The following is a 12,578-nucleotide window of genomic DNA, read 5'->3' as shown; positions in this document are numbered from 1 at the left end:
AATTGAGGGAAGAGTAAAAACCATGGGATTTCTAGCCGGGAAGAAAGCGCTGATTGTCGGGGTTGCCAGCAACCGTTCTATCGCCTGGGGCATCGCGGAAGCCATGCACCGGCAGGGAGCGGAGATCGCCTTTACCTATCAGAACGAAAAGCTGAAATCTCGGGTCGACAAAATCGCTGACCAGTGTGGCTCGTCGATTGTGCTGCCCTGTGATGTCGCCGAAGACGACCAGATTGCGGCGGTCACCGACGCGCTGACCACGAGCTGGGGTAGCCTGGACATCCTCGTCCACTCCGTGGGTTTTGCGCCGCGGGAACAGCTTGTCGGCAACTTCGCGGAGGCGGTGACCCGTGAGGGGTTTCAGATCGCTCACGACATCAGTGCCTATAGCTTTGCGGCGCTGGCCAAGAGCATGCACCCGCTGATGAAAGACCGAAACGCCGCTCTGCTGACGCTGTCCTACCTGGGGGCCATGCGGGCGATGCCCTACTACAACGTGATGGGGCTGGCGAAGGCCAGTCTGGAAGCGGCCGTGCGATACCTGGCCCAGAGCCTTGGCCCCGATGGCATTCGGGTCAACGGCGTCAGCGCCGGACCCATTAAGACCCTCGCCGCTGCCGGGATCTCAAATTTCCGCAAGATGCTGGACCACGTGGAACGTACGGCACCGCTGCGGCGGACCATCACCACCGAGGAAGTCGGAAACGTTGCGGCCTTCCTGTGTTCCGATCTGGCTTCCGGCATTACCGGCGAAATCACCTACGTCGACTCGGGCTACAGCATCCTCGGCATGCCGGACCTCAACCAGGACGCCGACGGATAGCGTCGTGACACCGGCGTCCAGGCAGCGTTAGAAGGTCGCGCCGACCGGCGTCAGCCGCTCCTCAATCACGTCGATCTCAGCGGCCGCCCGGAGCTGAGCGTCAGCGCCGGCAACCTCTTCGCCCGAGAGCTTGCGCTCAATCTGAGTGGAGACCCGCTCAATCGCGTTGTCGTCTTCCTGGCCTTCCGTCACGGCAAACAGCGAGACGGCGTAGAAGGTTTCCGGGCCTCCGGCAACCAGGCCAAACGTCGGCTCAGCGTCGGCCGGCCTCGCCAGGCGAAAGACGCCCTGAGCCAGCTGACCATCAACCTCTCCGGGGCGGCCAAAGCGGGGCACGTCCAGGCTTTCCACCACACTTTTGGCGGCGTCCTCCTCGGACGATTCTTCCGCGTCGCTCTCAGCGGCTCCACCCTCGTTCGCCTCATCCGCTTCCTGCGCGGCAGCGTCTGCTTCCGGTAGAGCAGCGGGATCGTCCGCAGGGGTCATCGGCGCCGGCAGCGCCGCCAGGGCCAGCGCCAGGGTTCCGGCGTCAGCTGCCGCGTCGCTCAGCGACTGGGCGGCTTCCCGGGCCAGCTCGCGAGCCTCCCGACTCAAGACACTCGCGCGCGCGTCTTCCCTCACCTCTTCGAGCGGCGAAAGCGATTCGTCAATTCGCTGGTTTACGCGCAGCACAATGGTCTCGGTTTCGCTCAGGCTGATCGGGTCGCTGTTCGAGCCCTCCAGCAGCACCTGGTCGGCGTAAGCCGCCTGAATAACCTGCTGGTTGGCCGTGACCCCGGCGCCACCGGTGCGGGAAAACGGTTCGCTGGTCTGAATCTCTAACCCCAGCGAATCAGCGGCCGTCTGGAGGCTGCCTGAATCTTCATAGCTGAGATCGTACAGCCGGTCCTGCTGTTCCAGGTACAGCCGTTCGAGCTCGGTTTCGCGGTACTCGGCGGTCAGCTCCTCGCGCGCTTCCTCAAAGGTTTTGCCGCGGCTTTCCTCCACTTCCAGGAGGTTGATCACGTGAAAGCCAAACGCCGTGTTGACGGGGTCAGAAATGGTGTCAACCTCCATCGCAAACAGCGCCTGCTCGAACGCTTCGACCATAACGTCGCGTTCGACCCATCCGAGGTCACCACCAGCCTGCGCTGACCCGATATCGTCAGACAGCTCCTTGGCTAGCTCGGCGAAGTCCTCCCCCGCGCGAGCCCGGGAGGTCGCTTCGGCGGCCCGAGCCTCCGCCGCCTGGAGCTCCTCCGCCGGCGCGTTTTCGCCGACCTCGATCAGGATATGTGAGGTGCGGCGCCGCTCGGGAATCACAAAGCGACCCTTCTGCGTGTCGTAGCGAGCCTTGAGCGAACTCTCGCTGATCTCTAGATCGGTCGTGAGGTTGGCGCTGGACAGCAGTACGTACTCGATGATCACCGTCTCAGGGTTGGTGAACTGAGCCGGGTTTTCGTTGTAGTAGGTCTGGATGTCCTCGTCGGTGACCACAACCTGGTCGCGGAATTCCTCCGAGGTATACGCTACGTGCCGAAACGACCGCTGCTGCGCCTGAAGTCGCTGGGCGCGGGAGATCTCGGAAGGAAGCGCGAAGGCTGATGCTGACAGCACCGCGGGAATTTCGTTGTACAGCAGCTCGTCTGCGAGGCCTGCTTCGAAGCTGCGGGGTGTCTCACCCTGCTGCGCAAGCAGCGCGACATATTGGTCCTGACTGAACACGTTCCCAACGTTGAACGCTTCAAAGCTCTGGATCGAGTCCTGCAGACGCCGAGGCGTGATGGTGAGGCCAGCCTCCTGGGCCGCCTGAACCCGAATCTCCCGATTGATCAGCAGCTCCAGATGTTCGCGACGAATCAGCGGCTGGTCAAAGTAGTCGTTTCCCAACGATCCACCAAACTGCGACTGCAGCCGGGCACGGTAGCGGCTAAAGCTCTGCGTAAACTCGGCCAGCGGAATCTCTTCACCGTTGACCGCGGCGACCGCATCCTGCGGCGTGGTGTTGAAGTACTCAAAACCGCCGGTGGCAACGAGCACTACACAAATCAATCCGATAATCGTCCAGGCGATGAATCCTGAAGCCCGGTCCCTGATTGCCTGCATCATTGGCTTTCGCTCCGAGGCCTGACTTCAGGCCTGCAAGTCAAAAAAACAAAAGGCGCCCTGGGGCGCCCTTTGCTTATATGGCGGAGTGGACGGGACTCGAACCCGCGACCCCCGGCGTGACAGGCCGGTATTCTAACCAGCTGAACTACCACTCCTGAACCTGGTGGTGGGTGCTGCAGGGCTCGAACCTGCGACCCTCGCCTTGTAAGGGCGATGCTCTCCCAGCTGAGCTAAGCACCCCCCGAGAAGGCGCGCTAGTTTACGGCATCCTTAAGGCCTTTGCCAGCCTTGAATGACGGGATTTTGGACGCCTTGATTTTGATGGTTTCGCCGGTACGCGGATTCCGACCGGTGCGCGCTGCGCGCTTCTTAACGCTGAAGGTACCAAAGCCAACCAGAGACACCGTGTCGCCCTTCTTGAGGGCCTTGGTGACTGCTGCGAGGACTGCCTCTACCGCTTCGCCTGCGTCACTCTTGCTCAGGTCTGCTGCCTTTGATACTGCTTCGACGAGCTCAGTTTTGTTCATAGTTTTTCTTCCTCATGTATGCGGCCCACCCCGGCTCGGGACTTTCCGTTAACGGCCATCGATGGGCCGGTTTCCGAGGTACGCTTGAGTATGTGAATGTAGCCGATTGCTGCTGACGTTCACCCCTTCCGAGTCGGCTGGAATGTGGCCCCAGGAATTGCCTCGAAGCCTCCCCACGAATAGCCAGCCGCCTCAGCGAAGAAGCGTTTATACCAGCCCCTCCGGACGAGGGCAAGGAATTGTCACGCAACTGTCTTATTCGCCGAAAAGTCAATGGCCACGCGGCCTGCGCGGGAAAACAATTGCGGAAGAAAGGTCGGTTTTTGCACCGAAACGGTTGACATTTTCTTGGGGCTTAAGTTCTTTTTTTGAGCTAAAGTGACTTGGCGTCACAGCCGCACAACGCCTTGAATAAGCAGCCGAACTCCTCGAAGCCTCGGCCGTTGCCCCGACCCGGCCCTTACCCTGCTCTCCATCGCCTGGCCGACAACAAAAAAGGCCGATCGAAGACGCGTGTCGACGGTCGGCCTGGAGGTCTAGCAGGGGCCTCGCCCCGGGAACCCAATCAGTGGGCGCGGATCGACTCCGACTCCGGGTCGTCGGGCTTGTCGGAAGCCGGCAGCTCTTCGGACTGACTCAGCGGGACGGGCTGTGCCGCCAGCGCCTGTTCAAGGACCTCATCAATCCAGCTCACCGGAACGATATTCAGGTTGCCCTTCACGTTCTCGGGAATATCGGCCAGATCCTTTTTGTTGTCCTCAGGAATCAGGACCGTCTGCACGCCGCCTCGATGCGCAGCCAGCAGCTTCTCCTTCAGTCCGCCGATCGGCAGCACGCGACCCCGCAGCGTGATTTCACCAGTCATCGCCACGTCAGACTTCACGGGGATTCCGGTAAGCGCGGATACGAGCGCGGTACACATGCCGATACCGGCACTCGGGCCATCTTTGGGCGTCGCGCCTTCCGGCACGTGGACGTGTACGTCGACCGCGGCATGGAATTCGTCTTTGAGACCGAGCGTTGCCGCCCGATTTCGGACGACGGTCATCGCCGCCTGGATCGACTCACGCATGACGTCACCGAGCTGGCCGGTGAGCAGCATTTTTCCTTTTCCGTTGACCACGGTGGCCTCGATGCTCAGAAGCTCGCCACCCACTTCGGTCCATGCAAGGCCCGTAGCGAGGCCGACCTCGTCCTTTTCCTCCGCCAGTCCATAGCGGTGACGACGCACGCCGAGGTAGGTATCCAGATTGTCCGACCCGACCGCGATGGAGGTCTTCTCCTTGTCCAGAATCAGTTCTTTCACCACCTTCCGGCAGATCTTGGCAATCTCGCGCTCCAGCGAGCGCACGCCGGACTCCCGAGTGTAGTACCGAATGATGTCGCGCAGCGCGTCTTCATTCACCTCAAGCTCGTCTGACTTAAGCCCCGTTGCCTTCTCCTGCTTGGGCAGCAGATAGCGCTGAGCGATGTTGAGCTTCTCGTCCTCGGTGTAGCCGGGGATCCGAATCACTTCCATCCGGTCCAGCAGCGGCCCCGGGATGTTTAGCGAGTTCGCCGTGGCGACAAACATGATCTCGGACAGGTCGAGGTCCACCTCGAGGTAGTGGTCGTTAAAGGCGTGGTTCTGCTCCGGGTCCAACACCTCAAGCAGCGCCGACGACGGGTCTCCTCGAAAGTCCATCGACATCTTGTCGAGTTCGTCCAGCATGAACAGGGGATTGCGCTTGCCGGCTTTCGTGAGGTTCTGCACGATTCGGCCAGGCATGGAGCCGATGTAGGTCCGGCGGTGGCCCCGAATCTCCGCCTCGTCGCGCACGCCGCCAAGTGACATCCGAACAAACTGACGGTTGGTAGCGCGGGCAATCGACTGACCTAGCGAGGTCTTACCAACGCCCGGCGGGCCAACCAGGCACAAAATCGGGCCTTTCATCTGGCGTACCCGCTGCTGCACCGCCAGGTATTCAAGGATTCGCTCCTTGACCTTGTCCAGCCCGTAATGGTCTTCCTCAAGGGCATTTTCCGCCGCCGCCAGATCTTTGCGGATCCGCGAGCGCTTCTTCCAGGGCAGACCCAGCAGCGTATCGATGTAGTTGCGCACCACCGTCGCCTCGGCCGACATCGGCGACATCATCTTGAGCTTGCCCAATTCGGACATCGCCTTTTCTTCAGCCGCCTTTGGCATGCCGGATTCCGCGATCTTGCGGGCCAGCTCATCGGACTCACCCGGGGTTTCCTCCAGATCGCCGAGCTCCTTCTGAATGGCCTTCATCTGCTCATTCAGATAGTACTCGCGCTGGCTTTTCTCCATCTGGCTTTTAACACGGCCGCGGATGCGCTTCTCGATTTGCAGAACATCGATCTCGCCTTCGACCAGCCCGAGGAGGGCCTGCAGGCGCTGGCCGATGTCGCCGATCTCCAAAATCGCCTGCTTGTCTTCGAGCTTGATCGCCAGGTGGGCGGCGATGGTGTCCGCAAGACGGCTCGGATCATCGATCCCTGACAGGGTCGCGAGCAGCTCGGGCGGGACCTTCCGATTCAACTTCACATACTGCTCGAACAGCGACACCAGCGAGCGCGCCGTCACGTCGAGCTCGCGATCCTCCGCCTCGCTGCCGGCATCGATCACCGAGACCGTCGCAATAAAATGCTCGTCGCGCTGGACCATCGCCTCAACCCGCGCGCGATCGGCCCCCTCGACAAGCACCTTGATCGTGCCGTCGGGTAGCTTCAGCAGCTGCAGGACCGTCGCCAGCGTACCCACCTCGTAGAGGTCTTCGGGCTGCGGATCGTCCACCTCCGCGGAGCGCTGCGCCAGGAGCATGATGCGTTTGTCCTCGCCCATCGCAACGTCCAGCGCCCGGATGGACTGCTCGCGGCCCACAAACAGCGGAATCACCATATGCGGATAGACCACCACGTCGCGCAGCGGCAACACGGGGACGTGGACCAGGTCCATGGGAGACGGATTAGCTTCGTCAGAACGGGAAGTGGCCATCGGGCACCTCAGATTGCTCGTTAATAGTAGTAGATCGTTTGCTTTCGCCAGACCTTGAGGCGGCGTCTGCTGACGCCCCTGCCCTGTCCAGGCCGCCGAACTGGCGGCGTCGGAGGCCTAAAGGGGCTCTCCCGGCAGACGCTGGGCTCTGGCAAAGAGATTGGGCTCGCGACGCCGGGTTTCAACGCCGCAGCCCGGTTTGTGGCTGCGGGGTCGGGCAACAGTGGCCCTGACCCCTACTCCGAGACTGCGCGAGCGTTCTCGTAGATCAGGTAGGGATCCGCCTCGCCGTTGATGACAGCCTCGTCGATCACAACCTTGCTGACGCCATCCATCGACGGCAGGTCATACATGCTGCTCAGCAGCACATTTTCGAGGATCGTCCGAAGACCGCGGGCACCGGTTTTGCGCTCCATCGCCTTGCGCGCGATAGCGCTCAGCGCGTCGTCGCGGAATTCCAGCTCCGCTGACTCCATCTCAAACATTTTCTGATATTGCTTGGTGATGGCGTTTTTAGGCTGGGTCAGAATCTTAACCAGCGCGTCTTCGTCCAGCTCACGGAGCGTGGCGACCACCGGCAGGCGCCCCACAAACTCCGGAATCAGGCCGTAGCGCACCAGATCCTCCGGCTCAACGTCCAGGAGGACGTCACCGAGGTCAGCCGACTCTTCCTTGCTGCGAACAGTCGCGGCAAAGCCGATGCCGGTGCTATCGGAACGTGACTGAATGATCTTCTCCAGCCCGGCAAATGCCCCGCCGCAGATAAACAGGATGTTCTGCGTATCCACCTGCAGAAACTCCTGCTGCGGGTGCTTGCGACCACCCTGGGGCGGCACGGAGGCCACCGTGCCTTCGATCAGCTTCAGCAGCGCCTGCTGCACGCCCTCGCCGGACACGTCGCGGGTGATGCTGGGGTTCTCGGCTTTGCGCGACACCTTGTCGATCTCGTCGATATAGACGATGCCCGTCTGGGCTTTCTCGACGTCGTAGTCGCACTTCTGCAGCAGTTTCTGAATGATGTTTTCGACGTCTTCGCCGACGTAGCCCGCTTCGGTCAGCGTGGTGGCGTCAGCGATCGTGAAGGGAACGTTCAGCAAACGAGCCAGCGTTTCGGCGAGCAGCGTCTTGCCGGATCCCGTCGGACCGATCAGCAGAATGTTGCTTTTGGCGAGCTCGACGTCTTCGTTGCTGTTGTCGACCTCAAGTCGCTTGTAGTGGTTGTAAACGGCGACTGACAGCACACGCTTGGCGTGCTCCTGCCCGATCACGTACTCGTTGAGGACGTCGTTGATTTCGCGAGGTTTTGGCAGCTTGCTACGCGCCGCCGTTGATTTCTCTTCCAGCTCCTCACGAATGATGTCGTTACAGAGCTCGACGCACTCATCGCAGATGAATACGCTGGGACCGGCGATCAGCTTACGCACTTCATGCTGGCTTTTGCCGCAAAAAGAGCAGTAAAGAATCTTACCGCCGTCGGATTTGCTGGATTTTTCTTCGCTCATTTACCGCAGTTTACAGCCTGTATTGACCCTTTTCGAGGATACCACACCAGGAGGCGTTTGCCCCCTGCTGTCGAAATGTTCCTCCGACGGATATCGGCAGGTCGAAGAAAAACCTAAACGCCGTGAACCGGCGCCGAATCCCGCTCCTCGAGAACCATGTCTACGAGACCGTAATCCACCGCCTCTTCGCCGCTCATAAAGCGGTCGCGATCGGTGTCTTTCTCGATCGCCTCCACCGTTTGACCGGTGTGCTTGGCCATGATTTTGTTGAGCCGTTCCTTGAGCGTCAGCACTTCACGGGCGTGAATATCGATGTCGGAAGCCTGACCCTGGAAGCCGCTTGACGGCTGGTGGATCATGACGCGCGAGTGAGGAAGACACGCCCGCTTACCGGCCTCACCGGCCGCTAACAGCAGCGCACCCATGCTCGCCGCCTGGCCAACGCAGATGGTGCTGACCGCGGGCTTGATGAACTGCATCGTGTCATAGATCGCCATGCCGGCCGTCACGGAGCCGCCCGGGCTGTTGATGTAGAAGTTGATGTCTTTCTCAGGATTGTCCGACTCGAGGTACAGCAGCTGCGCCACTACGAGGTTGGCCACGTTGTCGTCGACCGGACCGACGAGAAACACCAGCCGCTCCTTGAGGAGTCTTGAGTAGATATCGTAAGCCCGCTCGCCACGGGAGGTTTGCTCCACCACCATGGGTACGAGATTCAAAGCTCTGGTTTCCATCATGCTGCTTCTCCCTTGCTGGCCCGGTTCATCAGCTCATCAAAGCTCACCGGCGATTCGGTTACGTTGGCCTGTTCCAGCACGCAGTCGACCGCCTGCTCTTCCAGCACCAGGTTTTGGACGTTGTTCAGCAGATTCTCATCGCTGTAATAGAGATTGACGACCGCCGCCGGGTCTTCGTACGTGGAGGCGATCTCCTGGATCGTTTCCTGCACGCGAGTCCCGTCGACGTTGAGGCTGTTGTGGCGCGCGACCTCGCTGACGAGCATCGCGGCTCGCACCCGCCGCTCGGCCGCTTCCTCAAAGCCCGCGGGATCGGGCAGCTCGGCATCTGCCTGGCCCGCCTGCTGCAGCTGGCGCTGAGCGGTCTGGGCCATGGCCTGCTGTTCCTGCTCGATCATCGATGCCGGAACCGCCATCTCGGGATACTTCTCAACCAGCCGGTTCATCACGCCGGCGCGCATCACCCGGCTGATGGTTTGCTTGAGCTCGCGCTCGAGGTTATCCCGCACATCACTGCGGAACTGATCCATACCGCCTTCGCTGACGCCGAAACCTTGAATAAATTCGTCGTCGACCTCTGGCAATGTCGGCGCCTGGACCTTTTCCACCCGCAGGCTGAGCGACCCGGTTTTGCCGGCCAGCGTCTCGACCTGGAAGTTTTCGTCGAGCGTCAGCTCGCTGGTCTTCTCGCCTTCGGTGGCCATGCCGCTAAGCTCGGCTTCGATCGACGCGTCAAAGGCGCCGTTGCCGAGAATGGCGCCAGCACGCTCTTCACCGTCCTCCGGAAACGTGACGCCGTCGCCCTCGAAGCGGAAGTGGAAGAACACCAGATCGCCTTCGGTGGCGGGGCGCTCCACCTCGTCCCAGCTCTGGCGCTGACGACGCAGGGTTTCGATCATGTTGTCGACGTCTTCGTCGGTCACCTCGGCCGTGGGCTTCTCGATTTCCAGCTCACCAAGCGCGAGCTCCTCGAGCTCGGGGAAAACGTCGAATTCGGCGGTGTAGGTGAAGTCGACATCGCGCTCAGGCGGCTGCGCGTCGATCTGCGGGGCTGAGGCCACGCGGAGGTTTTCCTGGCTGAGCGCCTGCTGGAAGGACTGGTTGACCAGCTCATCAACCACCTCAGCGCGAACCTGAGGACCAAAGCGCTTTTCGATGACCGTCATCGGCACCTTCCCGGGCCGAAAGCCCTTGAGCCTGACCTGACGCTTCAGGTCCTGCATTTTGCCGCTGACCTTCCCCTCAATTTCTTGTGCCGGCAGCGCAACCGTCAGCTTGCGGCTGAGCGCCCCCGTATTTTCTACCGAAACCTGCATGTTTCCTCCGCAGCCAGTGCTGTCGTGCCGGTGGTTTTTTTTGTTTGAGGGCTGGCGGCGCGCCCCAAATTCGGGAGCAGCCCGGCCCAACGTGCTTAGTTAGTGGTTACATCCGTCAAAATCAATGGCGGGCGCGAAATGTGTGTCGCCGTGCAGCGGCGTTGCTTCGATCCGTTTCCCGCCCGGCATAGTTGCCGTCCCGCGCCTGTTGCCACATTCACCGGTCGGACCGCCGAACCGTCGGCCAGGCCGTTGCTGCGAGTGAAACGCCTTTTGCGTCGCGGTGGTGGCTGGTGCGAAAGGAGAGACTCGAACTCTCACGGGTTACCCCACTGGCACCTAAAGCCAGCGCGTCTACCAATTCCGCCACTTTCGCGCTGCACAAAAAATGGGGTGAGCGACGGGGGTTGAACCCGCGACCTCTGGAGCCACAATCCAGTGCTCTACCAACTGAGCTACGCCCACCATTGTATTGCCGTCGGCAGTCGGCGACCTGCCGTGGCTATTTTGACGCGCCTGGCACCGTTCGCCAAGCGCCGTCGGTACTGCCCGCGCGCCGCAGCGCGCAGTCCAACCCGGCGCCCTGACTTTCGCTCGTGGCGCCAGCTTGGCGCGCCCGGCAGGACTCGAACCTGCAACCGTCGGCTTAGAAGGCCGGTGCTCTATCCGGTTGAGCTACAGGCGCCGAGAAACTGGTCGGGGTAGAGGGATTCGAACCCCCGACATCCTGCTCCCAAAGCAGGCGCGCTACCAGACTGCGCTATACCCCGAAAAAAGCCGTCGAATGGTACGGGTCCGGCCGCCCCCAGTCAACGACTCTGGCGCTGAGGGTCGCCGCACCGGCGACAGCCGGATAGTTGGTTTCCCGGCACCCGTCCAGGCCCGATCATTCCCTGCCCCTCTCCAAAACGGTACTGTTGTCCGTTCACCGATCTGGCACCGAGCCAACGTAAATGCGAACATCTTGCGATCACGGCCGATCGCTTCCGGACCATGGAACAGTACCTGGACGTTCTTCGAACCATCAATCCGCTCAGCACCTTTGGGGCCGAGCAGTTCACGGCTTTTCTCGACGCCGCGAGCACGCGAGAGCTCACGCAGGGTGAATGCGTCTACCTGGAGGGTGACGAAGACGAGCTCATCATCTTCCTGGCGGACGGCGCCATTGCGCGCAAGTCGGCCAGCGGACAGGTCCGCTCGCTCGCGGTCGGGGACGACGCGGCGCGCTACGCCATGGGCAACCTGCAGCCCCGGCCACACACCGCGCAGGTCACGAGCGATTCCGCCGTGGTGGTCGAGGCACCTCGAGGGCTGGTGGAAGACCTGGCGACTCGCAGCCAGCTGGTCACCGGGGAGATGCCTTCCCTGAGCGTGACAGACGTTGCAGATGCCGAGGGGCTCGACGGTTCATGGATGTTTCAAATCGTGCAGAGCGAGATCTTCCGTGAGCTGCCGACGGAGAATATCGAGCTGTTCTTTGCGGCGGTCGAACGCATGGAGTGCGAGGCCGGCCAGGAAATTGTTCGCCAGGGTGACGACGGCGACTACTACTACATGATCGTGGAGGGCCAGGCCGAGGTGCGGCGCATGGCAGGTCAAGTACCAATTCCGATCGCGACGCTCGAGGCGGGACAGAGTTTTGGAGAAGAGGCGCTGATCTCCGGCCTGCCCCGGAACGCCACTGTCGTTATGACGCAGCCCGGCGTTCTGATGCGCCTGGCCAAGGAGCGATTTAAGGCGCTGCTGATTCGCCCGGTCGTTCAGTCGCTCTCCGCGCGCGAGGCTGCCCGTCAGGTGAAGCAGGATGGCGCCGTCCTCATTGATGTGCGCATGGAGAACGAGCACGGCAGCCGGTCGATTCGCGGGAGTCGCAATATCCCGCTCTACCGGCTCCGCGACGCGATTGCTGAACTCGATGCAGCGGGAAGCCATATCGCCTACTGCGACTGCGGCGCACGCAGCTCCGCGGCCGCCTTCCTCCTGTCTCAGCACGGGATCAACGCCAGCTTCATCGAAGGCGGCATGTCGGCCATGCTGGCAGGGCAATAGTCGCTCGCTTGTGCGCAGCAGCAACTTTGGGCGACAATCGGGCTACTTTAAAGGACACGGCGGTGTCGCTTACCGACGCGACGCGGGATAGGAGAGTCCCTGTGACCCAAGAAAGAACAACATGCTGATTCTGACCCGCCGGGTCGGCGAAACGCTCATGATCGGTGACGAAATCACGGTCACCGTGCTGGGCGTCAAGGGGAACCAGGTGCGCATCGGCATCAACGCGCCGAAAGACGTGGCCGTGCACCGGGAAGAAATCTACGAGCGAATTCGCCAGGAAGACGACGCCGAAAACCCGGCGAAAAGCTAAGTCACCCAACGTACCGCCGAGCGACCGCGATCGCCCGCCAGGCGACGCGACGCCCTTTTTTCATTTTTTCCGTGAAAAACACCAAAAAGGTCAGTTATGATACGCCCCCCGCGGAGAGGTGGCCGAGCGGCTGAAGGCGCTCCCCTGCTAAGGGAGTATGGGTCAAAAGCCCATCGAGGGTTCGAATCCCTCTCTCTCCGCCACTAAAAAACCCGCGCATGCGCG

The 12,578-nt window shown here is 61.4% G+C and carries 9 protein-coding genes and 7 tRNA genes; 4 read left to right on the top strand and 12 right to left on the bottom strand.

What is annotated here, in order from left to right; translation table 11 throughout:
* The first annotated feature begins 22 nt into the window (after positions 1 to 22).
* Positions 23 to 823: an enoyl-ACP reductase gene (locus AAF358_18515; protein ID MEM7707551.1), complete on the top strand. Its 801-nt coding sequence runs from the start codon at positions 23 to 25 to the stop codon at positions 821 to 823.
* A gap of 27 nt (positions 824 to 850) precedes the next feature.
* Here AAF358_18515 and AAF358_18510 read toward each other — a convergent pair whose 3' ends face one another.
* The 12 genes from AAF358_18510 to AAF358_18455 form a co-directional block, all read right to left on the bottom strand.
* Entirely contained in the window at positions 851 to 2,911 is a 2,061-nt protein-coding gene (locus tag AAF358_18510) for a SurA N-terminal domain-containing protein (GenBank protein MEM7707550.1), read from the bottom strand.
* A 78-nt stretch (positions 2,912 to 2,989) separates the two neighbouring features.
* Positions 2,990 to 3,066, bottom strand: a tRNA-Asp gene (locus tag AAF358_18505).
* Positions 3,067 to 3,075: 9 nt separating this feature from the next.
* Positions 3,076 to 3,151: transfer RNA gene (locus tag AAF358_18500), tRNA-Val, on the bottom strand.
* A 14-nt stretch (positions 3,152 to 3,165) separates the two neighbouring features.
* Positions 3,166 to 3,438: an HU family DNA-binding protein gene (locus tag AAF358_18495; GenBank protein MEM7707549.1), complete on the bottom strand. Its 273-nt coding sequence runs from the start codon at positions 3,436 to 3,438 to the stop codon at positions 3,166 to 3,168.
* A gap of 565 nt (positions 3,439 to 4,003) precedes the next feature.
* Complete coding sequence (gene lon, locus AAF358_18490) at positions 4,004 to 6,436, bottom strand: endopeptidase La (protein ID MEM7707548.1); 2,433 nt, start codon at positions 6,434 to 6,436, stop codon at positions 4,004 to 4,006.
* Positions 6,437 to 6,672: 236 nt separating this feature from the next.
* A complete protein-coding gene (gene clpX, locus AAF358_18485) occupies positions 6,673 to 7,938 on the bottom strand; it encodes an ATP-dependent Clp protease ATP-binding subunit ClpX (GenBank protein ID MEM7707547.1) in 1,266 nt (421 codons plus the stop codon).
* 113 nt (positions 7,939 to 8,051) lie between these two features.
* Positions 8,052 to 8,672 (bottom strand): ATP-dependent Clp endopeptidase proteolytic subunit ClpP, encoded by a 621-nt coding sequence (gene clpP, locus AAF358_18480; protein MEM7707546.1) that lies wholly within the window; start codon positions 8,670 to 8,672, stop codon positions 8,052 to 8,054.
* The gene (tig, locus tag AAF358_18475; protein ID MEM7707545.1) at positions 8,672 to 9,991 is read right to left on the bottom strand and encodes a trigger factor; all 1,320 of its coding nucleotides are present in this window, start codon (positions 9,989 to 9,991) and stop codon (positions 8,672 to 8,674) included. Before tig ends, clpP begins: the two co-directional genes overlap by 1 nt.
* Before the next feature lie 291 nt (positions 9,992 to 10,282).
* Positions 10,283 to 10,367, bottom strand: a tRNA-Leu gene (locus AAF358_18470).
* A gap of 13 nt (positions 10,368 to 10,380) precedes the next feature.
* Positions 10,381 to 10,456 (bottom strand) — tRNA-His (locus tag AAF358_18465).
* Between the two features lie 143 nt (positions 10,457 to 10,599).
* A tRNA-Arg gene (locus AAF358_18460) sits at positions 10,600 to 10,676 on the bottom strand.
* An 8-nt stretch (positions 10,677 to 10,684) separates the two neighbouring features.
* Positions 10,685 to 10,761, bottom strand: a tRNA-Pro gene (locus tag AAF358_18455).
* A gap of 223 nt (positions 10,762 to 10,984) precedes the next feature.
* Here AAF358_18455 and AAF358_18450 point away from each other — a divergent pair.
* From AAF358_18450 to AAF358_18440, 3 genes are all read left to right on the top strand, one after another.
* A complete protein-coding gene (locus tag AAF358_18450) occupies positions 10,985 to 12,040 on the top strand; it encodes a cyclic nucleotide-binding domain-containing protein (protein MEM7707544.1) in 1,056 nt (351 codons plus the stop codon).
* Positions 12,041 to 12,161: 121 nt separating this feature from the next.
* Positions 12,162 to 12,353, top strand: coding sequence for a carbon storage regulator CsrA (csrA, locus tag AAF358_18445; protein MEM7707543.1), 192 nt, complete (start codon positions 12,162 to 12,164; stop codon positions 12,351 to 12,353).
* Positions 12,354 to 12,465: 112 nt separating this feature from the next.
* Positions 12,466 to 12,556 (top strand) — tRNA-Ser (locus AAF358_18440).
* Positions 12,557 to 12,578: the final 22 nt, after the last annotated feature.

It is taken from the genome of Pseudomonadota bacterium (assembly GCA_039033415.1).
Classification (GTDB): Bacteria; Pseudomonadota; Gammaproteobacteria; order Xanthomonadales; family SZUA-38; genus JANQOZ01.
Note: the sequence above shows the minus strand (reverse complement) of the source record. Positions and strands in the feature narration are given on the sequence as shown.